The organism is Noviluteimonas gilva, from assembly GCF_009740395.1.
In the GTDB taxonomy this organism is placed as follows: domain Bacteria; phylum Pseudomonadota; class Gammaproteobacteria; order Xanthomonadales; family Xanthomonadaceae; genus Noviluteimonas; species Noviluteimonas gilva.
The window spans coordinates 197,475-224,195 of the sequence record NZ_WOXT01000001.1 but is presented as its reverse complement, the minus strand read 5'-3'; the positions used below and the strand labels follow the sequence as shown (position 1 = coordinate 224,195).

28 protein-coding genes and 1 riboswitch are annotated in these 26,721 nt (G+C 66.7%); of the genes, 17 read left to right on the top strand and 11 right to left on the bottom strand.

The window, feature by feature from the left end; genetic code table 11:
* A complete protein-coding gene (locus tag GN331_RS00975; RefSeq protein WP_156639529.1) occupies positions 1-3,102 on the top strand; it encodes an efflux RND transporter permease subunit in 3,102 nt (1,033 codons plus the stop codon).
* On the opposite strand, the gene GN331_RS00970 is transcribed toward GN331_RS00975, so the two are convergent.
* Positions 3,057-3,986, bottom strand: coding sequence for a homoserine kinase (locus GN331_RS00970; protein ID WP_156639528.1), 930 nt, complete (start codon positions 3,984-3,986; stop codon positions 3,057-3,059). The genes GN331_RS00975 and GN331_RS00970 overlap by 46 nt on opposite strands.
* Before the next feature lie 77 nt (positions 3,987-4,063).
* Positions 4,064-4,156: riboswitch (TPP riboswitch) on the top strand.
* 47 nt (positions 4,157-4,203) lie between these two features.
* Between GN331_RS00970 and thiC the strand changes: the two genes are divergently transcribed.
* Positions 4,204-6,081 (top strand): phosphomethylpyrimidine synthase ThiC, encoded by a 1,878-nt coding sequence (gene thiC / locus GN331_RS00965; RefSeq protein WP_156639527.1) that lies wholly within the window; start codon positions 4,204-4,206, stop codon positions 6,079-6,081.
* Between the two features lie 47 nt (positions 6,082-6,128).
* Positions 6,129-6,809, top strand: coding sequence for an ion channel (locus tag GN331_RS00960; protein WP_156639526.1), 681 nt, complete (start codon positions 6,129-6,131; stop codon positions 6,807-6,809).
* A 41-nt stretch (positions 6,810-6,850) separates the two neighbouring features.
* Here the strand turns inward: GN331_RS00960 and ppa are convergent, their stop codons facing one another.
* Complete coding sequence (gene ppa, locus GN331_RS00955; RefSeq protein WP_156639525.1) at positions 6,851-7,399, bottom strand: inorganic diphosphatase; 549 nt, start codon at positions 7,397-7,399, stop codon at positions 6,851-6,853.
* 124 nt (positions 7,400-7,523) lie between these two features.
* Between ppa and GN331_RS00950 the strand changes: the two genes are divergently transcribed.
* From GN331_RS00950 to GN331_RS00940, 3 genes are all read left to right on the top strand, one after another.
* Entirely contained in the window at positions 7,524-8,234 is a 711-nt protein-coding gene (locus GN331_RS00950) for an RNA polymerase sigma factor (RefSeq protein ID WP_156639524.1), read from the top strand.
* A 21-nt stretch (positions 8,235-8,255) separates the two neighbouring features.
* Positions 8,256-8,597: a hypothetical protein gene (locus tag GN331_RS00945; RefSeq protein WP_156639523.1), complete on the top strand. Its 342-nt coding sequence runs from the start codon at positions 8,256-8,258 to the stop codon at positions 8,595-8,597.
* A 71-nt stretch (positions 8,598-8,668) separates the two neighbouring features.
* Complete coding sequence (locus GN331_RS00940; RefSeq protein ID WP_156639522.1) at positions 8,669-8,965, top strand: putative quinol monooxygenase; 297 nt, start codon at positions 8,669-8,671, stop codon at positions 8,963-8,965.
* Positions 8,966-9,028: 63 nt separating this feature from the next.
* Here GN331_RS00940 and GN331_RS00935 read toward each other — a convergent pair whose 3' ends face one another.
* Entirely contained in the window at positions 9,029-11,083 is a 2,055-nt protein-coding gene (locus GN331_RS00935; protein WP_156639521.1) for a sodium-translocating pyrophosphatase, read from the bottom strand.
* A gap of 188 nt (positions 11,084-11,271) precedes the next feature.
* Between GN331_RS00935 and GN331_RS00930 the strand changes: the two genes are divergently transcribed.
* The gene (locus GN331_RS00930; protein WP_156639520.1) at positions 11,272-11,787 is read left to right on the top strand and encodes a hypothetical protein; all 516 of its coding nucleotides are present in this window, start codon (positions 11,272-11,274) and stop codon (positions 11,785-11,787) included.
* Between the two features lie 125 nt (positions 11,788-11,912).
* On the opposite strand, the gene GN331_RS00925 is transcribed toward GN331_RS00930, so the two are convergent.
* Positions 11,913-12,386 carry a hypothetical protein gene (locus tag GN331_RS00925; protein ID WP_156639519.1) on the bottom strand — a complete coding sequence of 158 codons (474 nt, stop codon included), beginning with the start codon at positions 12,384-12,386 and terminating at the stop codon, positions 11,913-11,915.
* A gap of 149 nt (positions 12,387-12,535) precedes the next feature.
* Positions 12,536-13,792 carry a 6-phosphofructokinase gene (locus GN331_RS00920; RefSeq protein ID WP_156639518.1) on the bottom strand — a complete coding sequence of 419 codons (1,257 nt, stop codon included), beginning with the start codon at positions 13,790-13,792 and terminating at the stop codon, positions 12,536-12,538.
* Positions 13,793-13,932: 140 nt separating this feature from the next.
* On the opposite strand from GN331_RS00920, the gene GN331_RS00915 reads away from it, so the two are divergent.
* Genes GN331_RS00915 through GN331_RS00905 form a run of 3 tightly spaced genes read left to right on the top strand, consistent with a single transcriptional unit; the run spans position 13,933 to position 16,487 of the window.
* Positions 13,933-14,511, top strand: a complete 579-nt coding sequence (locus GN331_RS00915) for an adenylate kinase (protein WP_156639517.1) — start codon at positions 13,933-13,935, stop codon at positions 14,509-14,511.
* A 22-nt stretch (positions 14,512-14,533) separates the two neighbouring features.
* Entirely contained in the window at positions 14,534-15,898 is a 1,365-nt protein-coding gene (gene mpl, locus GN331_RS00910; RefSeq protein WP_269448184.1) for a UDP-N-acetylmuramate:L-alanyl-gamma-D-glutamyl-meso-diaminopimelate ligase, read from the top strand.
* A gap of 10 nt (positions 15,899-15,908) precedes the next feature.
* Complete coding sequence (locus tag GN331_RS00905; protein ID WP_331713316.1) at positions 15,909-16,487, top strand: LON peptidase substrate-binding domain-containing protein; 579 nt, start codon at positions 15,909-15,911, stop codon at positions 16,485-16,487.
* An 8-nt stretch (positions 16,488-16,495) separates the two neighbouring features.
* On the opposite strand, the gene GN331_RS00900 is transcribed toward GN331_RS00905, so the two are convergent.
* Entirely contained in the window at positions 16,496-18,469 is a 1,974-nt protein-coding gene (locus tag GN331_RS00900; protein ID WP_156639515.1) for a bifunctional DedA family/phosphatase PAP2 family protein, read from the bottom strand.
* A 53-nt stretch (positions 18,470-18,522) separates the two neighbouring features.
* Here GN331_RS00900 and GN331_RS00895 point away from each other — a divergent pair, with 53 nt between their 5' ends.
* From GN331_RS00895 to GN331_RS00870, 6 genes are all read left to right on the top strand, one after another.
* The gene (locus GN331_RS00895; RefSeq protein ID WP_156639514.1) at positions 18,523-19,338 is read left to right on the top strand and encodes an SDR family oxidoreductase; all 816 of its coding nucleotides are present in this window, start codon (positions 18,523-18,525) and stop codon (positions 19,336-19,338) included.
* Positions 19,335-19,754: a VOC family protein gene (locus GN331_RS00890; protein WP_331713315.1), complete on the top strand. Its 420-nt coding sequence runs from the start codon at positions 19,335-19,337 to the stop codon at positions 19,752-19,754. Before GN331_RS00895 ends, GN331_RS00890 begins: the two co-directional genes overlap by 4 nt.
* A complete protein-coding gene (locus GN331_RS00885; protein ID WP_156639513.1) occupies positions 19,721-20,251 on the top strand; it encodes a hypothetical protein in 531 nt (176 codons plus the stop codon). Before GN331_RS00890 ends, GN331_RS00885 begins: the two co-directional genes overlap by 34 nt.
* 93 nt (positions 20,252-20,344) lie before the next feature.
* Complete coding sequence (locus GN331_RS00880) at positions 20,345-20,743, top strand: DUF350 domain-containing protein (protein ID WP_156639512.1); 399 nt, start codon at positions 20,345-20,347, stop codon at positions 20,741-20,743.
* A 1-nt stretch (position 20,744) separates the two neighbouring features.
* The gene (locus GN331_RS00875) at positions 20,745-21,185 is read left to right on the top strand and encodes a hypothetical protein (protein WP_156639511.1); all 441 of its coding nucleotides are present in this window, start codon (positions 20,745-20,747) and stop codon (positions 21,183-21,185) included.
* Positions 21,185-22,282, top strand: coding sequence for a glutathionylspermidine synthase family protein (locus GN331_RS00870; RefSeq protein WP_156639510.1), 1,098 nt, complete (start codon positions 21,185-21,187; stop codon positions 22,280-22,282). The genes GN331_RS00875 and GN331_RS00870 overlap by 1 nt, the downstream gene beginning before the upstream one ends.
* A gap of 1 nt (position 22,283) precedes the next feature.
* Here the strand turns inward: GN331_RS00870 and GN331_RS16925 are convergent, their stop codons facing one another.
* Genes GN331_RS16925 through thiE form a run of 3 tightly spaced genes read right to left on the bottom strand, consistent with a single transcriptional unit; the run spans position 22,284 to position 24,792 of the window.
* A complete protein-coding gene (locus GN331_RS16925; RefSeq protein WP_156639509.1) occupies positions 22,284-22,895 on the bottom strand; it encodes an HAD-IA family hydrolase in 612 nt (203 codons plus the stop codon).
* Positions 22,892-24,175, bottom strand: a complete 1,284-nt coding sequence (hemL, locus tag GN331_RS00860; RefSeq protein WP_156639508.1) for a glutamate-1-semialdehyde 2,1-aminomutase — start codon at positions 24,173-24,175, stop codon at positions 22,892-22,894. Before hemL ends, GN331_RS16925 begins: the two co-directional genes overlap by 4 nt.
* The gene (thiE, locus tag GN331_RS00855; RefSeq protein WP_156639507.1) at positions 24,175-24,792 is read right to left on the bottom strand and encodes a thiamine phosphate synthase; all 618 of its coding nucleotides are present in this window, start codon (positions 24,790-24,792) and stop codon (positions 24,175-24,177) included. The genes hemL and thiE overlap by 1 nt, the downstream gene beginning before the upstream one ends.
* Positions 24,793-24,876: 84 nt before the next feature.
* Between thiE and GN331_RS00850 the strand changes: the two genes are divergently transcribed.
* Positions 24,877-25,065, top strand: coding sequence for a rubredoxin (locus GN331_RS00850; RefSeq protein WP_156639506.1), 189 nt, complete (start codon positions 24,877-24,879; stop codon positions 25,063-25,065).
* 45 nt (positions 25,066-25,110) lie between these two features.
* Here GN331_RS00850 and GN331_RS00845 read toward each other — a convergent pair whose 3' ends face one another.
* A complete protein-coding gene (locus GN331_RS00845; protein WP_156639505.1) occupies positions 25,111-25,956 on the bottom strand; it encodes a SirB1 family protein in 846 nt (281 codons plus the stop codon).
* A 46-nt stretch (positions 25,957-26,002) separates the two neighbouring features.
* The gene (locus GN331_RS00840; protein ID WP_425489255.1) at positions 26,003-26,461 is read right to left on the bottom strand and encodes a DUF192 domain-containing protein; all 459 of its coding nucleotides are present in this window, start codon (positions 26,459-26,461) and stop codon (positions 26,003-26,005) included.
* Positions 26,462-26,721: the final 260 nt, after the last annotated feature.

Here is a 26,721-nt window from a genome sequence, read left to right as displayed (position 1 = left end):
ATGCCGTCCTTCAATTTGTCGGAATGGGCGCTGCGCAACCGCTCGCTCATCGTCTACGCGATGCTCGTGCTCGCGGTGCTCGGCTTCGTCAGCTACCGCAGCCTCGGCCAGTCCGAAGATCCGCCCTTCACCTTCAAGGCGATGGTCGTGCGTACGGTGTGGCCGGGCGCGACCGCGGACGAAGTGTCGCAGCAGGTCACCGATCGCATCGAGAAAGCGCTGATGACGACGGGCAAGTACGAGTTCATCCGCTCGTACTCGCGGCCCGGCGAGTCGCAGGTGATCATGATGGCGCGCGATTCGCTGCCGTCGAAGGACGTGCCGGAGCTGTGGTACCAGGTCCGCAAGAAGGTGGGCGACATCGAAAAGACACTGCCCGAAGGCACTGTCGGTCCGTTCTTCAACGACGAGTTCGGCGACACCTTCGGTAACATCTACGCGCTCACCGGCAAGGGCTTCGACTATGCGGTGATGAAGGATTACGCCGAGCGCGTGGAGCTGGAACTGCAGCGCATCTCCGACGTCGGCAAGGTCGAACTCGTCGGTCTGCAGGACGAAAAGATCTGGATCGAGTTGTCGAACACCAAGCTCGCCACGCTCGGCATCCCGCTCAACGCGGTGCAGCAAGCGCTGTCGGAACAGAACGCGGTCGTGCCCGCGGGCTTTTTCGAAACGAACAGCGATCGCATCCAGATCCGCGTGACCGGCGCGCTGCGTTCGGTCGATGAGATCCGCGACTTCCCGGTGCACGTGGGCGACCGCACGTTCCGCGTCGGCGACATCGCGACGATCGAACGTGGTTTCGCCGACCCGGCCGCGCCGCGCATGCGTTTCATGGGCGATGACGCGATCGGCATCGCGGTGGCGATGAAGGACGGCGGCGACATCATTCGCCTGGGCAAGACCCTGGAGCAAGAGTTCGCGCGCCTGCAGGGTTCGTTGCCGGCGGGCATGGAGCTGCGCAAGGTTTCCGACCAGCCGCATGCGGTGAAGGAATCGGTGGGCGAGTTCGTCAAGGTGCTCGCCGAGGCCGTCGCGATCGTCCTGGTCGTGAGTTTCTTCTCGCTGGGCTTCCGCACGGGCCTGGTCGTCGCCGTGTCGATCCCGCTCGTGCTCGCGATGACCTTCGCCGTGATGCATTACTTCGGCATCGGCCTGCACAAGATTTCACTCGGCGCATTGGTGCTCGCGCTTGGCCTTCTCGTCGACGACGCGATCATCGCGGTGGAGATGATGGCCATCAAGATGGAGCAGGGCTTCTCGCGCCTGAAGGCGGCGAGTTATGCGTGGGAAACCACCGCGTTCCCGATGCTCACCGGCACGCTCGTCACCGCAGCGGGCTTCCTGCCCATCGCGACGGCCGCATCGAGCACGGGTGAATACACGCGTTCGCTGTTCCAGGTCGTGACCATCGCGCTCGTCGTGTCGTGGGTCGCGGCGGTGCTGTTCATTCCGTATCTCGGCGATCGCCTGCTGCCCGACCTGCACAAGAAGCATGGCGAAGCGCACGATCCGCACGCCACGCCGTTCTATAAACGCTTCCGCGCACTGCTCGACTGGTGCCTCGTGCATCGCAAGGCGGTGATCGCGATGACGGTGGCGGCGTTCGTCGCGTCGATCCTGTTGTTCCGCTTCGTGCCGCAGCAGTTCTTCCCGGATTCCACGCGGCCCGAGCTGATGGTCGACATGGAACTCGCCGAAGGCTCGTCGCTGAAGGCGACCGAATCGCAGGCCAAGCGCCTGGAAGCGCTGCTGCGCAAGCGCGAAGGCGTCGACAACTACGTCGCGTATGTCGGTACCGGATCGCCGCGCTTCTATTTGCCGCTCGACCAGCAGTTGCCTGCGGCGAACTTCTCGCAGTTCGTCGTGCGCACGCATGATTCCGAAGCGCGCGAAGACGTGCGTCGATGGTTGATCGATGAAGTGGCGCCGCAATTCCCGGCGCTGCAGTTGCGCGTGACCCGCCTGGAGAATGGGCCGCCGGTCGGGTATCCGCTGCAGTTCCGTGTGTCGGGCGAACACATCGATCGCGTGCGTGCATACGCCAAGCAAGTCGAAGCGAAAGTCCGCGCCAATCCGAACGTCGCCAACGTCAACCTCGATTGGGACGAACCCAGCAAGGTCGTGCGCCTGGAGATCGACCAGGAACGTGCGCGCGCGCTCGGCGTGAGCACGGCGGGGCTGTCGCGTTTCCTGTCGGGCTCGCTGTCGGGCCTGCACGTCAGCACGTATCGCGAAGGCAACGAACTGATCGAGATGTTGTTGCGCGGCGCCGACGACGAACGCACGCGCCTGGAATTCCTCGGCAGTCTCGCGGTGCCGACGCAGAACGGCACCGTCGTGCCGCTCTCGCAGATCGCCACGCTGAAGTACGTCTTCGAAGACGGCATCATCTGGCATCGCAATCGCTTGCCGACCGTCACGGTGCGCGCGGACATCCGCAACGAGCTCACGCCGCCGACCGTCGTCGCTCAGGTCCTGCCGACGCTCGAGGACATCCGCGCCGATCTGCCCGAAGGCTATCTGCTGGAAACCGGCGGCACCGTCGAGGATTCCGCGCGCGGGCAGAACTCGATCAACGCTGGGCTGCCGCTGTTCCTGTTCGTCGTCGTGACTTTGTTGATGCTGCAATTGCGCAGCTTCTCGCGCACGGCGATGGTGATGCTCACCGCGCCGCTCGGCCTGATCGGTGTCACGCTGTTCCTGCTGGTGTTCCGCGTGCCCTTCGGCTTCGTCGCGATGCTCGGCACGATCGCGCTGGCCGGCATGATCATGCGCAACTCGGTGATCCTGGTCGATCAGATCGAACAGGACATCAAGCACGGCAACGACCGCTGGCACGCGATCATCGAGGCGACGGTGCGGCGTTTCCGCCCGATCGTGCTGACGGCGCTCGCCGCGGTGCTCGCGATGATCCCGCTCACGCGCTCGGCCTTCTTCGGGCCGATGGCGGTGGCGATCATGGGCGGCCTGATCGTGGCGACCGTGCTGACGCTGTTGTTCCTGCCGGCGTTGTACGCGGCGTGGTTCAAGGTGAAGCGCGAGGAAGCGCAGCCTCAGTCGACGACTTCGGCCCTCGGCCCCGCGACCGGCGAGACGTAAGCGCGGGAAGCGAATCCGGCGTCGGCGAATGCTTGTTGCATCGCCGGCGCCGCGAGACGCGCGTCGGCTTCGGACGCGAACCACGCGAAGACGCTCGGCCCTGCGCCTGAAAGGCTGGAACCGAGCGCACCGTGCGCCATCGCCGCGGCTTTCACTTGCGTAAAACCAGGCACCAGTGGCGCGCGGCGTGGTTCGACGAGCACATCCTGCAAGCCGTCGCGAATCAAATCGACATCGCCGCGTTCCAGCCCCAACAGGAATTGCGCGAGGCGCGCGCCATGCGCGACGACGGTCGACAGCGGGAACGGTTCGACGAGCACTTCGCGCGAACGCTTCGTTTCTAACACCTGGTCCGGATGCACGACGACCGCATGCAGCCATGTCGGCGCATGCAGGGGCATCAAGCGCGTGGCCGTCGCCAGTGCGACGCCGCCGATCAACATCGGCCCGACGTTGTCGCCCTGGTGGCTGCGGCTGGACGCGTACTCGCCCTCCATCGCGAAGCGATACAGGCCTTCGCGCGTCAGCGGCGCATCAAGCAATGCATTCGCGGCGATGAGCGCAGCGACGCACGAGGCCGCGGAACCACCGAGGCCCGCGCCGATCGGAATGCCCTTGTCGAGTTCGATCTCGAAACCGAACGGCAACGCCAGGCCTTCGTGCAACGCGCGCACGCCACGCCCGGCGGTGTTGCGCTCGGTGTCGTAGGGAATCGCGGAGACATCGCCCGCGCCCCGCACCGCGACCACGCGGACTTCGCGTGCGTCGATGCGTCGGACGGTCGCGCGGTCCGACAGGCCGGTGATCGCGTGGCCCAGTAGGTCGAACCCGACGCCGATGTTGCCGACCCCGGCGGGAGCAGAAGCGGTGGCGGTGGCTCGCATGGATGGGCGCGTGAAGGCTTCGAAGCGGCCATTATCGACGCGAAGGTGGCCCCGCGGGGCCCGGCGTGTTGCAATACGCCCCGAAGCGGGGGTACCGGCACGCCGGTTGAGACAGACCCTTAGAACCTGACGCGGTTGAGACCGCCGTAGGGAGCCTTCGCCGGACCAAGGTCCGTCGCCGCCGCTTCGTCCCGCGAACTCCCCCTGGACGATGCTTATGAACGCTGTGCCTTCCGACCTCATCCGCGACGCGCAAGCTCTGTCCGAAGAGGTCATTCGCCCGATTCCCGGTTCGCGCAAGATTTTCGTGGGAGGCTCACGCGACGACGTGCGCGTGCCGATGCGCGAGATCGCGCAGCAGCGCACGCCGACGTTGTTCGGCGGCGAAGACAACCCGCCCATCACCGTCTACGACACCTCGGGCCCGTACACGGATCCGGCGGCCAACATCGATCTCGCCGCGGGCCTGCCCGCGTTGCGTGCTCGCTGGATCGAAGAACGCAACGACACCGAAGCCCTCGCGGGGCTGTCTTCCGAGTTCGGCCGCGCGCGCGAACACGACCCGCGTTTGTCCGCCGTGCGTTTTCCCGGCCGCATCCTGCCGCGCCGTGCGCGCGATGGGGCCAACGTCACGCAGATGCATTACGCGCGCCGCGGCATCGTGACGCCGGAAATGGAGTTCGTCGCCATTCGCGAGAACCAGCGCATGGACGCGATGCGCGATGCCGGCCTGCTTTCGCAACACGCCGGCCAGGATTTCGGCGCGTCGATCCAGGCGCGCATCACGCCGGAATTCGTGCGCGACGAAATCGCGCGCGGCCGCGCGATCCTGCCGAACAACATCAACCACCCCGAAAGCGAGCCGATGATCATCGGCCGTAACTTCCTCACCAAGATCAACGCGAACATCGGCAACAGCGCGGTGTCCTCGGGCATCGCCGAAGAAGTCGAGAAGCTGGTATGGGCGATCCGCTGGGGCGGCGACACGGTGATGGACCTGTCGACCGGCAAGCACATCCATGAAACGCGCGAATGGATCGTGCGCAATTCGCCGGTGCCGATCGGAACCGTGCCGATCTACCAGGCGCTGGAAAAAGTGGACGGCCGCGCCGAAGAACTCACGTGGGAAATCTTCCGCGACACCTTGATCGAGCAGGCCGAGCAGGGCGTGGATTACTTCACGATCCACGCCGGTGTGCTGCTCCGCTACGTGCCGCTGACGGCCAGGCGCGTGACGGGCATCGTGTCGCGCGGTGGTTCGATCCTCGCCAAGTGGTGCCTGGCGCACCACAAGGAAAACTTCCTCTACACGCACTTCGAAGACATCTGCGACATCATGAAGGCGTACGACGTCGCCTTCTCGCTGGGCGATGGCTTGCGCCCGGGTTGCATCGCCGATGCGAACGATGCCGCGCAGTTCGGCGAACTCGAAACGCTCGGCGAGCTGACCAAGATCGCGTGGAAGCACGACGTGCAGACCATGATCGAAGGCCCCGGCCACGTGCCGATGCAGTTGATCAAGGAGAACATGGACAAGCAGCTCGCCGAATGCGGAGAAGCGCCGTTCTACACCCTCGGCCCGCTGACCACCGACATCGCGCCGGGCTACGACCACATCACCAGCGCGATCGGCGCGGCGATGATCGGTTGGTTCGGCACGGCGATGCTTTGCTACGTCACGCCGAAGGAACATCTGGGCCTGCCCGATCGCGAAGACGTGCGCGACGGGATCATGGCCTACAAGATCGCCGCGCATGCAGCGGACCTTGCGAAGGGCCATCCCGGTGCGCAGATCCGCGACAACGCCCTGTCGAAGGCGCGCTTCGAGTTTCGTTGGGAAGATCAGTTCCACCTCGGCCTGGATCCGGAAAAGGCGAAGGCCTTCCACGACGAAACGCTGCCGAAGGACGCGCACAAGCTCGCGCACTTCTGCTCGATGTGCGGCCCGCATTTCTGCTCGATGAAGATCACGCAGGACGTGCGCGACTACGCCGCCGAGCACGGCGTGGACGAAACGCAGGCCATCGAAACGGGCATGGCGGAGAAGGCGGGAGAATTCCTCGCACAAGGCGCCGAGGTCTACCGCCCGGAATGACCCTTCGGGCAATACGCGGCGTTCACGCGAGCGGCTAAGATCGCCGCATGCACGAGGTCCTCCGCTTTTCGCTCTGGCGCGTGCTCGCGCGCCGCCACCCGTCGGCCTTCCTGCTGGCGGCGCAGTTGTTGAGCCTGTTGCTGTATCCGCTGATGGACCAGACCTCCGAGGGGCGCATGCTCTTCGGGGGTGTCGCGGTCGTCGTCGTGCCGCTGGCGGTGTGGACGGTGAGCCGCGGTCCGGCGATCAACATCCTCGCGTGGATGTTGGCGGTGCCGTCGTTGCTGCTGACCGTCTGGGTCTGCTGGTTCGACGACATGCGCTTGCTGCCCCTGGCCGCGTCGCTCGAAGCACTGCTGTATTTCTACGCGGCCGGTGGGCTGATCCTCTACATGATGCGCGACACGCGCGTGTCGGCGGACGAGTTGTTCGCGGCAGGCGCCACGTTCACGCTCATCGCGTGGGGGTTCGCCTACGCGTTCTTCGTCTGCCAGTCGTGGTATCCGGGCAGCTTCACCGGCTTCGAACCCGAGCGCGAACGCACATGGCTGGAGTTGCTGTTCTTCAGTATCAGCAATCTGTCTGCGACGGGTTTGGGCGATGTGTTGCCCGTGAGCGCGCCGGCGCGCGTGCTGACGATGCTGGAGCAGATCGCGGGCGTGGGTTACATCGCGACGGTGGTGTCGCGGTTGATCGGTTTGACGATCATCCAACAGCAACAGAAATGAAAAAGGGCGCCACGAGGGCGCCCTTTTCTTTGTCGCATCGATCAGAAATTCGGCTTCTCTTCGCTTTCGTTGTAGCGCACGATCGACTCGAGAATGATCTGCTTGGCTTCGGCCGTGTCGCCCCAGCCATCGAGCTTCACCCACTTGCCCTGTTCCAGGTCCTTGTAGTGCTCGAAGAAGTACGAGATGCGGTCGCGCCAATGTTGCGGGACGTCGTTGAGGCCTTCGATGTGCGCGTAACCCGGATACACCTTGGTCACGGGCACGGCGAGGATCTTCTCGTCGCTGCCGGCTTCATCGCGCATGCGCAGCACTCCGACCGGGCGCACGCGGATCACTGAACCGGGGATCAGCTGCAGGGGCATCAACACGAGCACGTCGGCCGGATCGCCATCGCCGCACAGCGTGTGCGGGACGTAGCCGTAGTTGCAGGGATAACGCATCGGCGTGGACAGCACGCGATCGACGAAGATGGCGCCGGAGGCCTTGTCGACCTCGTACTTCACCGGTTCGGCGTCCTTCGGGATCTCGATGATGACGTTGATTTCTTCCGGCGGGTTCTTGCCGGTGGGGACGAGGTCCAGACCCATTTGCGTGATGCTCCGACGTGCTGGCGCGGCCGGGAAGGCCGCTGGGGGAAGGGGAGGGCGCGGATTATAGGCGGGAACCTGCCGCTTCCCTGCGCATCGGATGGAGAAGGACGGGAGAAACCGCATGGTTCCGCAGGATCACGGCCCCCTGGTCGATTTCGCGACGCTCGACGACGCCACCCTGGTGGCGCTGGCCCGCGCCGGCCGACGGGAGGCCTTTCGCCAGGTGATGCAGCGCTGCAACCGGCGCCTGTTCCGCGTCGCACGCGGCGTGGTCCACGACGACTTCGAGGCCGAAGACGTGGTGCAGGCCGCCTACGTGTCGGCTTTCGAGCATCTGGCCGACTTTCGCGGCGAGGCGTCGCTGGCGACCTGGCTCACCCGCATCGTCCTCAACGAAGCCAATGGCCGCTTGCGTGCGCGCAAGCCCACCGTCGAGTTCGACACCGTCGAGTTGCTGCAGCACGAAGGAGGCCGCGTGATCGCTTTTCCCATCCAGCCGCGCTTCGGCAGCGAGGACCCGGCGGCCGGCGCCGCGCGCAGCGAAATCCGGTGCATGCTCGAACGGGCCGTCGACGAATTGCCCGAACCCTTCCGACTGGTGTTCGTGATGCGCGAAATCGAGGAATGCAGCGTCGAGGACACCGCCAACAGCCTGGGGCTCAAACCCGAGACGGTGAAGACGCGCCTGCATCGCGCCCGCCGGATGTTGCGCGCCGCGTTGCACGATACGCTCGCCACGACAATGACGGATGCCTTTCCGTTCCTCGGCGCCCGCTGTGACCGCATGACCCATGGCGTGCTCGAACGCATCGCCCCGCGCCTCCGCGACTGAATCCACAACAAGGATCCGACCATGCTCACGACCTACGCCCTCATCGTCTTCGCCATCGGCGCGCTCGGCGGTCTCGTTCTCGCGTCCAGCGTGTTGCGCGGGCGTTTCGCGCCCTGGTCGCTTTCGCTGCTGCATGCGCTGCTCGGCGCCTCCGGCTTGCTGCTGCTGATCCTGGCGGTCGTGCAGGGCTCGGCGAGCGGGCGCGTGATGGGCGCGCTTGGCTTGCTCGTCGTCGCCGCGCTCGGTGGCTTCTACCTCGCCTCGCTGCACATGAAGAAGGCGATCGCGCCGAAAGCGGTGGTCCTCATGCATGCGAGCCTGGCCGTCGTCGGCTTCCTCGTGCTGCTGAGTGCGGTGCTCTGAGCGCACGTCGTTCGACACGGAAGCAACGCTTGTCCTGCTAGCGTCGGGGCTCCCCACGTTGGAGTCCCGCCATGCTGAAGTACGGTTTGCTTGCCAAGCTCGAGGCCAAGCCCGGCATGGAACGCGAGGTGGCGACGCTGCTCGCCGGGGCGTTGCCGATCGCGCAGGGCGAACACGAAACGCGCACGTGGTACGCGTTCCGCTCGGGGCCGACGTCGTTCGGCATCTTCGATACGTTCGAAGACGAACACGGGCGCGAAGCGCACCTGCAGGGCCAGATCGCAAAGGCGTTGATGGACAACGCCGACCGCCTGCTCGCGCGTCCGCCGACGATCGACAAGATCGATTTGATGGCCGCGAAGAACTGATCGCGCACAAACAAAACGGCGGCCCGAGGGCCGCCGTCGTGTATCGCGAATCCAAACGTGCCGTTACAGCAACGGCACCATCAGCAGCGCGACGATGTTGATGATCTTGATCAGCGGATTGACGGCCGGGCCGGCGGTGTCCTTGTAGGGATCGCCGACGGTGTCGCCGGTCACCGCGGCCTTGTGCGCCTCGGAGCCCTTGCCACCGAAGTGGCCGTCCTCGATGTACTTCTTCGCGTTGTCCCACGCGCCGCCGCCGGTCGTCATCGAAATCGCGACGAACAGGCCGGTGACGATCGTGCCGATCAACACGCCACCCAGCGCCTTCGGGCCGAGCAGCAGGCCGACGACGACGGGCACCGCGACCGGCAGCAGCGACGGCACGATCATTTCCTTGATCGCCGACTTGGTGAGCATGTCGACCGCCTTGTCGTACTGCGGCTTGCCCGTGCCCTGCATGATGCCGGGGATGTCGCGGAACTGGCGGCGCACTTCCTCCACCACCGCACCGGCCGCGCGGCCGACGGCTTCCATCGCCATCGCGCCGAACAGGTACGGGATCAGGCCACCGATCAGCAGGCCGATGATCACTTCGTGGTCGGACAGGTCGAAACGCATCGCCTCGAACGGAACGCCCTGCGCCGCAGCCTTCGCCGCACCGACGATGTTGAGGTTGTGCGTGTAGTCGGCGAACAGCACGAGCGCGGCGAGCGCGGCCGAACCGATCGCATAACCCTTCGTCACCGCCTTGGTCGTGTTGCCCACCGCGTCGAGCGGATCGGTCACCGCGCGCACTTCCGGCGGAAGTTCCGCCATCTCGGCGATGCCGCCGGCGTTGTCGGTGATCGGGCCGTACGCGTCGAGCGCCACGATCATGCCCGCCATCGACAACATCGAGGTCGCGGCGATCGCGATGCCGTACAGGCCACCGAAGTGGAACGCGAGCCAGATCGCCAGGCACACCGCGATGACCGGCAGCGCGGTCGACTTCATCGACACGCCCAGGCCCGCGATGATGTTGGTGCCGTGGCCGGTGGTCGAAGCTTGCGCGACGTGGCGCACCGGCTTGAACTGCGTGCCGGTGTAGTACTCGGTGATCCACACGATCGCGCCGGTGAGCACCAGGCCGATGAGCGCGCAGTAGTACAGGTTCATCGAACCCTGCGCGAAGCCGCCCATCAGGTTCTGCGTGATCGGGTAGAAGGCGATGGCCGCGAGCACCGCAGAGACGATCACGCCGCGATACAGCGCGCCCATGATCGAACCGCCGGCTTTCACCTTCACGAAGAACGCGCCGATGATCGAGGCGATGATCGACACGCCACCGAGCACCAGCGGATACAGCACCGCGTTCGGGCCGGCTTCGGTCGCCATCAGGCCGCCGAGCAGCATCGTCGCGATGATGGTGACCGCGTAGGTTTCGAACAGGTCGGCCGCCATGCCGGCGCAGTCGCCGACGTTGTCGCCCACGTTGTCCGCGATGACCGCCGGGTTGCGCGGATCGTCTTCCGGGATGCCCGCTTCGACCTTGCCCACCAGGTCCGCGCCGACGTCGGCGCCCTTGGTGAAGATGCCGCCGCCCAGGCGCGCGAAGATCGAGATCAGCGACGAACCGAAGGCCAGGCCGATGAGCGCATGCAGCGCGCTTTCCTGCGCGATGCCCATCATCAGCAGCAGCTTGTAGTAACCGGCGACGCCGAGCAGGCCCAGGCCCACGACGAGCATGCCGGTGATCGCGCCGCCGCGGAACGCGACGTCCATCGCCGGGCCGATGCCGCTGCGCGCGGCTTCGGCGGTGCGGACGTTGGCGCGCACCGACACGTTCATGCCGATGTAACCCGCAGCGCCCGACAACACCGCGCCGATCAGGAAGCCGATCGCGGTATGCCAGTCGAGGAAGAAGCCGATGAGGACGAACAACACGACGCCCGCCATCGCGATCGTCATGTATTGCCGATTGAGGTAAGCGCGTGCGCCTTCCTGGATCGCGCCGGCGATCTCCTGCATGCGCTCATTGCCGGCGGGGCGAGAGTTGATCCATGAAGCGGACCACAGTCCGTACAGGATGGCGACGACGGCGCAAGACAGCGCCAGGATCAAACCGTACTGCTCCAGCATGAACCCTCCCCGGGGCGACAATGGGATGACGGATGAACGCAAAGATTGTTGTTGCGCCGCGGCAAAAACCGTTGGAACAGGCGGCAACGGCCCGACTATCGCACAGCTTCGCGGCGGCGTGCCGTGAGCCGGTGTTCAGACCGCGCGTGCCAGCCTGCCGGCCTTGGATCAGAGCCCCCGGAGTCACGATGCGCCTCGCCCCTCCCTCGCTACTGCTGCTCGCGCTCGCGCCCTGCCTGGCGTTCGCGGCGCAGGACCCGAAGCCCGAAATCACGCGCCAGGCCTCGACGCCGCAGGCCGATGGAAAGGCGCACACGTTGCGGACGATTCCCGAAGCCTGCGCGCGCATCGAAGGCCAGTTCACCGGCGTTGCCGCGGACCCGTACAAGTTCACGCTCGGTCGCACGAGCGCCAAGTGCCAGCCGCGTGCGCGCCTGGTGGATGCGGCGAAGGTGAAGCCCTCGACGAAGGACGGCTGGATCTTCAACGACGTGATCCGTGTGCCGAGCGCGTCGTGCCCGTCGCAGGAAGCCGTCGTGCGCGTGTGGCGCAAGCCGGCCGATGCGGCGCCGCCGGATCTGGATGCGCAGGGTCGTTCGCGCATCTACCTCAAGGACGCCACGGACGCGGCGAAAGCGAAGACGCCGTCGGTGCCGATGTTCGCTGTCGCGATGGCGGTCGAAGGCAAAGCCTGCGGGAAGTAAGCCTTGCTCCCTCCCCTGCGAATGCAGGGGAGGGCTGGGGAGGGGTTGCGTGAGATCGCTGCGACCTTCAACCCCCCGATTCGCGCTGTGCGCGAATCACCCCCCTTGCACGGGGGTTGGGACATTCAGTCGGTCGTCTTCGTCGTGTTCGCCACGCGCGCGAACTTCTCCGCGGTCGAGCGAAGCAACTGCGCGGCGCCACCCTTCTTGCGGATGACCTGCACGTAGTACGTGCGGCCCGCATCCAGGTCCATCGAGAACGGACCGGTGTCGGCGGTGGCGTAAGCGCGCGTGCCCGGCGTGGTGGTGGACACGAAGTACATGCCCGGTTCGAGGTCGATCAGCGACACGCCACCGGCGGCATCACGCACGCCGACCGGATCGCCCGGCGAAGTCGCGGAACGGAAGAACACGATCTGCGCCTTGCCGGCGGGCGCCTTGCCGATGTCCTTTTCGATGGCCGCGACGGTCAACTCGTGCGCCGCCACGTCGACCGCGGCCTGTCCCTGGTTTTCGATCTTGACCTTCTGCGCCGCGGCCGGCAGCGCGACGAACGCGAACACAAGCACGGCGATGCACTTCATGAGGCGATGGGACATGGGGCGACTCCTCTTCAACGGGGGAAGCCGCGAGCCTAACCCTGCGCATTCATCGTACCGTGTGAACGCCGTCGAGGGCTGCGCCTGGCGTGCCGCAATCCCGCGATCGTGTTGTGCCGCGAGTCAGTTTCCCGACCCGCGGCCGACACTCAACCTTCGAACTTCGGCAGCTTCTTCTTCACCGCGGTGTTCTTGAGCACGACGTACTTCGGCAGACCGTCGCGCCCGTACGGCGGCGGTGCTTCGCCCTTGATCAACGGTTCGAGATAGCGACGCGCCGCGGCGGTGATGCCGTAACCATCCTTGCGCAGGAAGTTGGCGGGCATCGTCTTTTCGTGGTTCGCGATGTCTTCCAGCTTCGCCGGCACGATCTTCCAGCGATACGGATTTTCGGACATGCGCTGGATCACCGGCATCATCGCGTTCATGCCCTTGAGCGCGTATTCGACGGCGGCCTTGCCGACGGCCTGCGCCTGTTCGAGGTCGGTCTTCGATGCGACATGGCGCGCGGAGCGTTGCAGGTAATCGGGCAGCGTCCAATGCACCTTGTAGCCGAGCGTGTCCTTCACGCGCGCGGCGAGATGCGATGCGACGCCACCGAGTTGCGTGTGGCCGAAGGCATCCTTGCCGCCGCCCGCGTCGGCGACGAACGTGCCGTCGGCCGTGCGGATGCCTTCGCTCGCGACGACGACGCAATAGCCGACGCGCTCGACGGTCTTCTTCACTTCGGCGAAGAACGTCGCTTCTTCGAACGGGCGCTCGGGGAACAGGATGATGTGCGGCGCATCGTCGGCGCGCTGGCCGGCCAGGCCAGCGGCGGCGGCGAGCCAGCCCGCGTGGCGGCCCATCGCTTCGTACACGAAGACCTTGGTCGAGGTGTCGGCCATCGCGGCGACGTCGAGCGCGCATTCGCGCACCGAAACCGCGGTGTACTTGGCCGCCGAACCGAAGCCCGGGCAGCAGTCGGTGACCGCCAGGTCGTTGTCGATGGTCTTGGGCACGCCGATGCAGGTCAGCGGGTAGCCGAATTCTTCGGCGAGGCGCGAGACCTTGAGGGCCGTGTCGGCCGAATCGTTGCCGCCGTTGTAGAGGAACCAGCGCACGTCGTGCGCCTTGAGCACCTCCAGCAAGCGCTCATAGCGTGCGCGGTCGGCTTCCAGCGATTTGAGCTTCACGCGGCAGGAGCCGAATGCGCCGCCCGGTGTGTGGGCGAGGGCGCGAATGGCCGACACCGGCTCTTTCGAGGTGTCGATCAGCTCCTCGCGCAATGCGCCGAGGATGCCGTTGCGCGCGGCCAGCACCTTCACCTTGCGGGCGCGGGCGGCCGTGATGACGGCCGACGCAGTGGCGTTGATGACGGCGGTGACGCCGCCCGATTGGGCGTACAGCAGGGTTCCGTTGGCCATGGGAGGTCGTGGGCCGGGGCCGGGTTGGGGTAAAGTGCCCGACGATACGGCGGCGTGCGTGGGAGTGGGCGGGCGAGTGTAGCGCTGCCCCCCGTCAACGCGTCGCGGCCACCACGGAATGGCTATCTCTGGAGTCCTGGATGCGATTGGTCTTGTTGGGCGCCCCCGGTTCGGGCAAGGGCACGCAGGCAACCCGCCTGAAGGAGCACCTGCAGGTGCCGCACATTTCCACCGGCGACCTGTTGCGCGCCGAAGTGGCGGCCGGCAGCAAGCTCGGCCTGGAAGCGAAGGAAGTGATGGCGCGCGGCGAGCTGGTCTCCGACGCGATCCTGCTCGGCATGCTCGAGGATCGTTTCTCGCGCCCCGACACCCGTAACGGTTTCATCCTCGACGGCTATCCGCGCAACCTCGCGCAGGCCGACGCGCTGGACATGTTGCTCGGCCGCCTGAAGGCGCCTTTCGATTACGCGGTGCAGCTGGAATGCCCGACCGAATTGCTGGTCGAGCGCATCGCCGGCCGCGCGAAGGCCGAAGGCCGCGCCGACGACAGCCCGGACGCAGTGCGCAAGCGCCTGGAGGTCTATACCGCCTCCACCGCGCCGGTGATCGATTACTACCGCCAGCATGGCCAGCTCACCGTCGTCGACGGCGTCGGCACGCTGGACGAGGTGTTCACCCGCATCCTCGAGGCGATCGCGCCGGTCAAGGAAGTGGGCTGAGCCCCACACGGGAGTCGTTTCCTTGAAAGTCCACATCCTCGGCATCGCCGGTACGTTCATGGGCGGCGTCGCCGCGCTCGCGCGCGAGCTCGGGCACGAAGTCGAAGGCAGCGACCAGGCGGTGTATCCGCCGATGTCCACGCAGCTCGAACAACTCGGCATCACGCTGCGCCAGGGCTACGCGCCCGAACACATCTCGGACGACTGCGACGAAATCATCGTCGGCAACGCCCTCTCGCGCGGCAATCCCGCGGTCGAGCAGGTGCTCGACGAAGGCCGCCGCTACATCTCCGGTGCGCAGTGGTTGAGCGAACGCGTGTTGCCCGGGCGCGAAACCCTCGCCGTCGCCGGCACGCACGGCAAGACGACGACCACCACCATCCTCACCTGGCTGCTCGAAAACGCGGGCCGTTCGCCGGGCTTCCTGATCGGCGGCGTCGCGGAGGATTTCGGCGTGTCCGCGCGCGTGGGCACGGGCCGCGAGTTCGTGGTCGAGGCGGACGAATACGACACGGCGTTCTTCGACAAGCGCTCGAAGTTCGTGCACTACAAGCCGACGGTCGCGATCCTCAACAACCTGGAGTTCGACCACGCGGACATCTTTCCCGATGTCGCGGCCATCCAGCGCCAGTTCCACCATCTCGTGCGCACGGTGCCGCGTCGCGGACGTTTGATCGTCAACGGCGAAGACAAGCACCTCACCGAAGTGCTGGAAATGGGCTGCTGGACGCCGGTGGAAACCTTCGGCCTCGACGGCGATGCGTTCGACTGGAGCGCGAAGCTGCGCGCCGACGACGGCAGCCATTTCACGGTCGTGCATCGTGGTCGCGAAATCGGCGACGTGAAGTGGCCCTTGCTCGGCCGCCACAACGTGATGAACGCGCTGGCCGCGCTCGCGGCGGTGGACGCGGTCGGCATCGATGTGTCGACGGTGCTCGCCTCGCTCGCGCGCTTCCGCAGCGTGAAGCGTCGGCTCGAAGTGATCGGCGATGCGCGAGAGATCACCGTGTACGACGATTTCGCACACCATCCGACCGCGATCGCGACCACGCTCGCCGGCCTGCGCGCACGCGTCGGGGACGCGCGCATCGTGGTGGCGATGGAACCGCGCAGCAATTCGATGCGCCTGGGCGCGCATGCCGATGCGCTTGCACCGTCGCTCGACGGCGCGAACGTCGTCGTCTTCCTGCATCGCCCGGAACTGCAATGGGACGCCGGCAAAGTGGTCGCCGGCCTGAAAGGCGAGGGCGTCACTGCGCCCGACGTCGACACGCTGATCGCGGCGTTGCGCACGCACGTGCGCGCGGGCGACCACGTCGTGTTCATGTCGAACGGGGGATTCGACGGCGCACCGCGGCGCTTCCTCGCCGCGCTCGCCGGCAGCTGAGCGACGCTGCGTGCGCACGTCGCCGACGCTCGGCCTGTTCCCGCTCCACAGCGTGCTGTTGCCGGGCGCTTCGCTTTCGCTGCGCGTGTTCGAACGCCGCTATCTCGACCTCGTGCGCGAATGCACGCGCGAATCGCGCGGCTTCGGCGTGTGCCTGATCCTGATCGGCGATGAAGTCGGCGCACCGGCGACGCCCGCGAAATTCGGCACGCAGGCGCGCATCGAGGATTTCACGACCGGCGACGATGGCCTGTTGAACCTGCGTATCCGCGGCGGGCGCCGCTTCCGCGTCGACACCACGCACGTGCGCGACAACGGTCTGTTGCTCGCCGATGTCGATTGGTGCGAGTTCGATCCCGACGACGAGCTGCGCCCCGAGCACGCGACGATGGGGCTGATCCTCGAACGCATCCTCGAACAGGTCGGCGGCGAATACGCCAACCCGCCACCTGCGCGCATGGATGAAGCCTCGTGGGTGGGCTGGCGCCTGGCCGAACTGCTCCCGCTGCAGGAATCGCAGCGGCAGGCGCTGCTGCAGATGGACGACCCGCACGCGCGCCTCGACTGGATGCTGCGCTGGATCAGCTGATCGACTGATCAGCGTTCGCGCACGCGCAACACCGGCAGATCGCTGTCGGGATGCACGTCGGACTGTTGCGGCAAGCCGGCAAGGTCCTTCACCAATTGCGCGTGCGACATCCCGCCATCGGCGACGGGACGCCACAGCCCGAAGACCTTGAGCGGCTTGGAGAAGTGCACCTGCTGCGTCGCGCCGATCCACAGCGGCGTCGCGCCCTTCAACTGTTCCGGCGCGAGCCACAGGCGCAGCACGAATGCATCGTTCGGGTCGATCGCGCGCCGCATGAGCAAGGCTTCCGGGCGCTCGTCGAGCGTCGAGGGCAGCACGGGTTGTTGCGCGGGCGTCCGGTCGTCGTCGAGCAGGCCGAGCGTCGCGATCCATCCCGCCTGCCGTTGCACGCGCCAGCCGCGTTGTTCGAGGTGACGCTGCAATGCATTCGCCGAACCGGCGTATTGCAGGTCCAGTGCCCAGCGACGCAGAGGATCGGTTTCCGTTCGCTGCGCGGGCAGGCGCGTCCAGTCCGAGGTCCACCACGATTCGAGCGCAAGCGTGCGCGGCGGCGGTGCAGGCGCGTGTTCGGCGAGCGTGGCCTCGATGCTGCGCGGGGCATGCCACAACGCCGCGATCGCGAACACGCCGTAGAAGGCGAGCGCGAGCGGCCGCATCCAGAACGAACGCGCGACATGCCGCCGATACGCGATGCCCAGCACCAGCACCCAGACGATGCCGAACAACATCCCGCCGATGACATCGCTCAACCAATGCGCACCGAGGTACAACTCCGCGAAGCCGAGCAGCGTGGTGATCGCGCCGCCGATCATGTACGGCCATTGGCGATCGCGGCCCGGCAATTCGCGCGCGATGAGCACGGCGAAGAACCCGAAGGTGATCGTCGCCATCGTGACTTCGAGCGAGGGCACGCCGAACGAATCGCCGTGCGCATCGGGCGGCAACAACCACGCAAGCCCGCCGGTCAGCGCGAAGCCGAACGCGAGCGCAGCCACCCAGTGCGCCGCCGCGATCCATCGCTTGCGGAACAGCAGCCACAACAACGCGGCCAGCGCCGCCGGGCCGAGGACGACTGCATCACCGAGCGTGTCGAACGCAGCCATCATGCGATCGGCGAGCGGGTTGCGCAGCGCGACCATGCCATCGCGCACGCTGTGGTCGAGCATCAGCGGCCCGCCCTTCGCCCACAACACCGTGAGCAACGCACCCCACGCCCAGGCGATCGCGAACAACCACACGGCGAGGATCAGCAGCGAGGCCGATTCGGGGCGATTGGGATTGATCAGCGCGCCCGCGTAACGGCCGAGGTGCGGATGCGCGCTCGTCCACTTCAATGCGCGCGCGAGCAGGCGATCGGCGTGGCGCGAGAACCAGCGCCACGTGTACAGCACGACGGCCCACACCAGCAGGAGCGCCGTGACCAGCGCGAGCACCACGAGCGCGAGCCGGTCGGCGACCGCGGCCACCGCCTCGTAGGACTTGCCGAAGATCCAGCCCGGCGCGAGATACGCGATCGCCCACAACACCGCCGCGAGCACGCTCATCGGCACGTAGCGACGCAGCGGCATGCGCAACATGCCGGCGATCGCCGGTACGAACGGACGCACCGCACCGACGAAGCGCGCGATCAGGATGCTCTTGCTGCCATGGCGGCGGAACACCTTTTCGCCGCGATCGAGCAATTGCGGATAGCGCCGGAACAACCACAGCCCGCGCATCTTCGGCCCGTAGCGATGGCCGATCCAGAAGCTCAGCGCATCGCCCGCGAAGGCGCCGGCCGATGCGCACGCGACGGCGTAGATCCCGTCGATGTGCCCCAGCCCGACCAAGGTCCCCACTGCGAACAGCAAGGGCGCGGCCGGCACCACGATGCCGACGAAGGCCAGCGCGTCGCAGAACGCGATCGCGAAAATCAACAGCCCTGCCGCGCGTGGGTTCGCGGTGATCCAGGCGATGGTGGCATCGAGCCAGTGGGTGGGCATGGCCCGATTATAGGGAGCAGAATGACGGTTCCAGAACGCAGCGGTGATTCACGATGCCCACGCTCGCAGGAAAGACGCTCTTCATCACCGGCGCTTCGCGCGGAATCGGGCTTGCCATCGCGCGTCGCGCGGCGGCCGATGGGGCGAACGTCGCGATCGCCGCGAAGTCCACGGTCCCCAATCCGAAACTGCCGGGCACCATCCACACCGCCGTGGCCGAGGTCGATGCGTTGGGCGGCAAGGGCCTGGCATTGCGTTGCGACATCCGTGAAGAAGACCAGGTGCACGCGGCCGTCGCCGCGACGGTCGAGGCCTTCGGCGGCATCGACATCCTCGTGAACAACGCCAGCGCGATCTGGTTGCGCGGCACGCTCGACACGCCGATGAAGCGCTTCGACCTGATGCAACAGGTCAATGCGCGCGGCAGCTTCCTGTGCGCGCAGGCGTGCCTGCCGCATCTGTTGAAGGCCGCCAACCCGCACATCCTCACCCTCGCGCCACCGCCGAGCCTCGATGCGAAATGGTGGGCACCGCACACCGGTTACACGCTCGCCAAGATGGGGATGAGCTTCGTGACGATCGGCCTGGCCGCGGAGTTCGGCCCGCAGGGCGTGGCCGTGAATGCGTTGTGGCCGCGCACGATCATCGGCACCGATGCGCTCAACATGATCCCGGGCATCGACCCGGCGCGCTGCCGCAAACCCGAAATCGTCGCCGACGCCGCGCACGCCATCCTCGTGCGCGAGGCGCGCGGTTTCCACGGCCGCTTTTTGCTCGACGAAGACGTGCTGGTTGAGGCCGGCATCACCGATTTCTCGCGCTATGCCGTCGATCCTTCGCAAACCCCACTGCCGGATTTGTTCCTGTGAAATACCTCCACACGATGATCCGCGTCCACGACCTCGACGCGACGCTGCGCTTCTTCGTCGACGGCCTCGGCCTGCAGGAAAAGCGCCGCATGGAAAACGAAGCGGGCAAGTACACGCTCGTTTTCCTCGCCGCCGACGAAACACCGAATGCCGAGATCGAGCTCACCTACAACTGGGGCTCGGAAGAGGATTACGGCGGCGCGCGCAACTTCGGCCACCTCGCGTTCCGCGTGGCCGACATCTACGCGACCTGCGAGCGGCTGCAGTCGATGGGCTACACGATCCATCGCCCACCGCGCGACGGACACATGGCGTTCGTGCGATCGCCCGACAAGATTTCGATCGAGTTGCTGCAGGACGGGCATCTGCCGCCGAAGGAGCCGTGGGCGTCGATGGCGAATACGGGCTCGTGGTGAGGCGCGGATCGATCCGGGCGATCGGCCTGATCGCGTGGCTGGCCGGGCTCTGCGTTGCGTGCAGCGCGGAGCCGTCGGCGGAACCGGCGATCAAGCCGATCAAGCGCGCCGCGGAGCACCCGTCGAACCCAGCGCTGCGCATGATCTCCGACCGGCATGGCGCCTGCCTCGCCGGGTTGGAGCACGCGCTCATCCGAACGATCGAGATGGGGCCGGACTACGACTTCGGCCGCATGGAACTCTCCGGCGTCCAGGTCAAATTCTTCGTCGGCAACCATCCGGCGTTCGACAGCATTCGATACGAAGCCATCCCGATCACCGACGAATACCGCTACATCGCGCGCGAACACTCCGATGGCGAAGACAAGATCCTCTACGCAAGCCGCGCGAAGGCCGGCGGAAACACCGACGTCGTCATGTTCAGCGCGCCCAGCCTCGACGCCATCGCGTCGTCGTTCAAGGTCGGCAGCGTGGTGCGTTGCCAGGTCCGCGCGTAGTCGCGGAGATCTCCCTCGGAAGTGAGTCGTGGATGTCGATGTCGAATCCCGGTGCGTGGTAACTTTCGGGTTCGCAAGGGGGATGCATTCAAGATGTCGTATCTGCAAGGCTTGCCGGCGTTCGCCGGCTATTTCGGCGTGGGGCTCGGGTTCGTCGCGCTGTTCCTGGCGCTCTATCTCCAGTTCACGCCGCACCGCGAACTGCAATTGATCCGCGCGGGCAATCTCGCCGCGAGCACCGCGTTGTCCGGTGCGCTCGCCGGTTTCTGTCTCCCGCTCGCCAGCGCCATCGCGCACAGCGTGTCGTATGCCGATCTCGCGCTTTGGGGCGGGATCGCGCTGGCCGCGCAGCTGACGGCGTTCCTGCTGGTGCGAATGCTGCTGCCGGGTTTCCCGAAGCGCATCGAAGCGGGCGAACAGGCCGCGGCCGTGTTGTCGGCGACGCTGCAGGTCGGCGTCGGCCTGCTCAACGCGGCGGCGATGGTCTACTGACGTGGGCAAGAAGTCGCGTTCGAAGCGGGCGCGCCCGCAGTGGATCGATTCCAGTCCGCCGCCGCGCCGCCGTTCGATGGTGGAGCCGTTGATGTGGGTGGGCGCGATCGGGCTGATCGGGTTCCCGACCCTGCGCGATGCGACCGCCGACAGGATGGCGCGCAACGAGTATCGCGACGTCGCGAGTTGCGAGTGCGACTACAGCAGCGCCCAGTGCAAGTGGAACGGAAATACGCGGCGTTTCGTCGGGCCCTGGTACGCATCGGTCGGCACGAAACCCGCGGCCGACGATCCCGGCCATGGGCAGTGCCGTACGCGCTATTCAACCGGCTACTACGGAAGCAGCGGTGGCGCCGCCGACTATCGTGGCCCCACGAGTGTCGAGGCGGGATATCGCGGCGGATTCGGTGGCACCGGGCGCGTGCGCGCCGCCGGCTCCTGATGCGTCGCGAGTCGATTCCGCCGCGGCCGGACTGGCGGCGGCGCGTCGAAGCGCTCGGCTTTGAATTCCACACGCTCGACGGCCCGTATTGGGTCGACGATGCGTGTTATCGCTTCACCAGCGACCAGATCGATGCGATCGACGATGCCACCGGCGAGTTGCATCGCATGTGCCTGGAAGCGGTCGCGCATGTCGTGCGCACGGGCGAGTACGAACCGCTCGGACTGGATGCGCGCGCTGCCGCGCTCGTCGAGCGATCGTGGCGCGCGAACGAACCCGCGCTCTACGGCCGCATGGACCTGGCCTTCGGTCCCGACGGCGTGCCCAGGCTCCTCGAATACAACGCCGACACGCCGACCGCACTGTTCGAAGCCTCGGTCGTGCAGTGGTACTGGCTCGAAGACACACGCGCGGGCCGCGACCAGTTCAACCTGTTGCACGAACGCCTGGTCGAGCACTGGCAGCAGATCGTGCCCGCCGGCAGTCGCGTGCATTTCGCCGGATGCATGGACGTGGTCGAGGATCGCGTCACGCTCGAATATCTCGCGGAAACCGCGCGGCAGGCGGGCGTGTCCGGCACGCTGCTCGACATGCCGGACATCGGCTTCGACCAGGCGCGTTTCGTCGATCTCGACGATGCGCCGATCGAACGCCTGTTCAAGTTGTATCCGTGGGAGTGGATGCTCGAGGAGCCCTTCGCCGAGCATTTGCCGCGCGTTCCGATGCAATGGATCGAACCAGCGTGGAAGCAGGCGCTGTCGAACAAGTCGCTGCTGCCGCTGCTGTGGCGCTTGTTTCCGCGACATCCGAACCTGCTCGCGGCGTCGCACGATCCGAACGACATCGACGGGCGCATGGTGGCCAAGCCGCGCTTCGGCCGCGAGGGCGAGGGCGTGCGTGTCGTCGGGTCGTCCGGTGCGTTCGCGAGTCCGGACGTGGTGTACCAGGCCTTCGCACCGCTGCATGAAAGCGTGGCGGGGCATGCGCTGGTGGGGTCGTGGGTGATCGGCGATGCGCCGGCCGGCATCGGCGTGCGTGAGGACGACGGTCAGATCACGACCAACACCAGCCGCTTCGTCCCGCACTGCTTCGATTGACTCAGTCCAGCCCGTAGTCGCGCAGGATGCCCGCGATTTCGCCGGGCGCGTGCACTTGTTCCGATTGCAGCCCGGCGCTGCGCGCGCCCTGCACGTTGGCGAAGTTGTCGTCGAGGAACAGCGTGCGGTTCGGCGCGTGGCCGAGGGTTTCGACGACGCGCAGGAACGCGACCGCCGCAGGCTTCGAAACGCCGAGGACGTGGCTGCAGAAGATGCGTTCGCGCGGGATGAGGTCGGTGAGTTGCGTGGGCAGGGAATCGAGGACGAGCGGGCCGTTGTTCGTGAGCACCGCGACGTCGGTGCGCCCGGCAAGTGCGGCGATGCGTTCGCATGTCGCGGGTTCGCATTGCATCGATGCGCTGCGTGCGTCGAGCCATTGCCTGGGCGAGATCGTGCAGCCCAGCGCATCGGACAACGCGGCGAGATAGCCGTCGTCGTCGATCAGGCCCGCGTCGTATTGCGGTTCGATGCCGGTGTCGAACAACGCGGAGAACACCGCGTCGGGCGCGCGGCCGATCGCGGCGCCGAGGGTTTCGACGCGGATCTTGTGCGAGTAGGACACGAGCACGCCGTCGAGGTCGAAGAGCACCAGCGACGGCGGTGTCGCGATCACAAGGTCTTGAACGCGGCGCGCGCGGCGTCGAGCGTGGCGGCGATCGCGGCGTCGTCGTGCGCGCTCGACATGAAGCCGGCTTCGAACGCCGACGGCGCCAGGTACACGCCGCGTTCGAGCATCGCGTGGAAGAAGCGGTTGAACGCGGCCGTGTCGCAGGCGATGGCCTGCGCGTAGGTGTCCACCTTTTCGGTGCTGAAGAACAGGCCGAACATCGCGCCGACGCGTTGCGTCGTGAACGGCACGCCCGCGTCGCGCGCGGCGGCTTCGAGGCCGTCGCAGAGTGCGTGCGTCTTCGCTTCCAGCGCATCGTGGAAGCCCGGCGCCTGGATCAGGTCCAGCATCTTCAGGCCCGCGGCCATCGCGACCGGATTGCCGCTCAGCGTGCCGGCCTGGTAGATCGGGCCCGCGGGTGCGATCTGTTGCATCAATTCCGCGCGACCGCCGTAAGCGCCGACCGGCATGCCGCCGCCGATGATCTTGCCGAAGGTGCTCAGGTCGGGCGTCACGCCGTAACGCTGCTGCGCGCCGCCGAGCGCGACGCGGAAGCCGGTCATCACTTCGTCGAAGATCAGCAGCGCGCCGTGTTGCGTGCACAACGCGCGCAGGTGTTGCAGGTAACCGTCTCGGGGCGGGAGGCAGTTCGCGTTGCCGACGACCGGTTCGATGATCAGGCCGGCGATGTCGTCGCCGGCTTCGTCGAACAACGCGGTCGCTGCATCGAAATCGTTGTACGGCAGCGTGAGCGTGAGATCCGCGAGCGCTTTCGGCACGCCGGGCGACGTCGGCACGCCGAAGGTGAGCGCGCCGCTGCCGGCTTTCACGAGGAAACTGTCGCCGTGGCCGTGATAGCAGCCTTCGAACTTCACGATGCGCGCGCGGCCGGTGGCGCCGCGTGCGAGGCGGATCGCCGAGAGCGTCGCTTCGGTGCCGGAGTTCACCATGCGCACCATTTCGCAGCTCGGCACCAGGCGCGCGATGGTTTCGGCCATCGTCACTTCGAGCGGATTGGGCGTGCCGAAGCTCAGGCCGTTCTGTGCGGTTTCGATGACGGCAGCGAGCACGTCGGGATGGTTGTGGCCGACGATCATCGGGCCCCAGGAACCGACGTAGTCGATGTAACGATTGCCGTCGACGTCTTCGAGATACGCGCCATTCGCGCGTTTCACGAAGAAGGGTTCGCCGCCGACCGACTTGAACGCGCGCACGGGCGAATTCACGCCGCCGGGCATCAGGCGCTGTGCGCGGGCGAAGAGATCTTGCGAGCGGCGGGTGTCCATCAGGGCCTCGAAGCGGTGAAGAGCGACCGGAATTCGCGCGCGGCGGCGACGGGATCGGGCGCATCGAACACGCCGCCGACCACCGCCAGCAAATCCGCGCCCGCGGCCAACAGGGGAGGCGCATTGTCGGCGGTGATGCCGCCGATCGCCACCATCGGCAGGCCGAGCGAACCCGCGGCGGCGAGCAGCGCGGGCGTTGCGCGGCGCGCATTGGGTTTCGTCGTCGACGGGAAGAACGCGCCGAAGGCGATGTAGTCGGCGTCGTCGTCGGCCGCGGCGCGGGCGCGTTGCAGGTCGTCGTAGCAGGAGACGCCGACGATGGCGGCGCTGCCGAGGATCGCGCGCGCCGCGGCGACGGTGCCGTCGTGCTCGCCCAGGTGCACGCCGTTCGCCTTCACGCTTGCGGCCAGGCGCGCGTCGTCGTTCACGATGAACGGGACGCCGGCCGCGCGGCACAACGGCGCGAGCGCGGCGGCCTGCGCGGCGCGCAACGCCGGATCGGCCGCCTTGTTGCGGTATTGCAGGAGTTCGGCGAATTCCAGCAGCGGCTTCACGCGCGCCACGAGGCGTTCGGTGTCCGCCTCGTCGGGCGTGATCAGATACAGACCGGCTTGCATGCGGTTTCCCTGGCGTGCGCTTCCGAAGGCGGCCCGTCGGTGGGACAATGCCGGCTTCGACAGAACAGCATTCTACGGACTCCGATGACCGACGCCGTCGCCACCGCCTACCGCACCTGGATGTGCGTCGTTTGCGGCTTCATCTACGACGAAGCGAAGGGGCTGCCGGAAGAAGGCATCGCGCCGGGCACGCGTTGGGAAGACGTGCCGGAGACGTGGACGTGCCCGGATTGCGGCGTCACGAAGGACGACTTCGAGATGATGGTGGTTTGAGGCGGGGTGGTTTGAGGCGGGGTGGTTTGAGAAGCGCCGCGCGCTTCAGTTCATCCGCAGCGAACCGCTGCTGAGTTCGACGAGCCGCTCGCGCAGCGGGCCGGCATCGGGCGCTTCGGGATTCAGTTGCAGGTAACGCGCCAGGTCCGTGCGCGCGCCCTGGCGATAGCCCATCTTCATGTACGCGAGGCCGCGATCGCGCAATGCGTCCGCGTTGTCGGCCACCAGGCGCAGGATGCGATCGGCGCTGCGCGCGGCGCGTTCCCAATCATCGCGTTCGGCGTACACGCCGTGCAGGTTGCGCAGCACGCGCATCAGGATCGAGCGATGCGTGGCGGGGTTGAGGATCTGGAACAACGCGCGGTCGTCGGGCACTTCGCCGTTGAGGTGCGGGCGTGCGCGCTGGCGCAATTCGTCTTCGTCGAGCGGGCGGCCGCGGTTGAACGGATCCATCACCAGCACGCCGTCGTCGACCGGCAGGCGCACGAGGAAATGGCCGGGAAACGACACGCCATCGAGCGGAACGCCGAGGCGGCGCGCGACTTCGATCTGCACCAGCGCGAGGGAAATCGGATTGCCCAGGCGCCGTTCGAAGACTTCGTTGAGATAGCTGTTGCGCGGGTCGTAGTAATGCTCGCTGTCGCCGGCGTAACCGACTTCCTCGAACAGATGGCGGTTGATCGCCGCCATCTTCTGCGGCCAGGGTTCGACCGATTCCACCTGCGCGCGCAGGTGCTCCACGTGGCCCCGGACTTGCGCGTCGTAATGGTCCGCGTCGAGGTGCGGATATTCGTCGCGGGCGATCAGCAGCGCGGTGCCCAGCAGGGGGAGCGTGCGATCGTCGGAACCGGCCAGTTCGTTCCAGTCGGGCAGCGGGAAACGGTCGTGCATGTCGCAAGCCTGCAACTGCGTTGCGCTCGTTGCAAGTCCGCGCAGGTCAGGGTTTTGCGACGCCAGGCCCGAATTTCAGCTCCGCGCCGGTTTCGAGCTTGAGTTTCCCGGCTTCGCCCGCGTTGAGCTCGAGCACGTAACGCGCGGGCGAGGCGCTCGGATAGGGCGGGCATTGGTCGCCCAGCGAGCACGGCGGAACGTCGCGCTGCATCGACACCAGCTTGCGCGCGTCGTCGAAATACAGGATGTCGAGCGGGATGCGCGTGTTCTTCATCCAGTAGGCCTGCGGCGCCTGCACTTCGTGGATGAAGAGCATGCCGTGGTCTTCGTCCATCGCGTCGCGGAACATCAGGCCGCGTGCGCGCTCGGCGTCGTCGTCGGCGATCTCGATGTTGTAGCGCTTACCGTTGAGTTCGACCCAGGGCCCGGATGCGCTCGCGCAACCGGCAAGCAGCAGCAGCGAAGTGGACAGCAGGGCGGTACGGCGCAGGTGGGAGCGCATCATCGGGTCTCCTTCAGGGGCGCTGAACATCCGGGACAGCCGGCGCCCGCGTCAAGAGGGCTGCATCGCGCAAACGATTTGTAATGAATTGCCGCAGACCCCCTTCCCAAGCTCTGCGGCGTTATGCACAATGCGCGCCCCTTCGACGGGTGCCAGAACACCGGCCCCGACGGGACCGAAAAAAACCCCTCACAGGGTGTTGACGGACTCCAGAAGGACTGTATGATGTGCGGCTCCCTCGGGCACTTTGGTGCGGCGGGGGC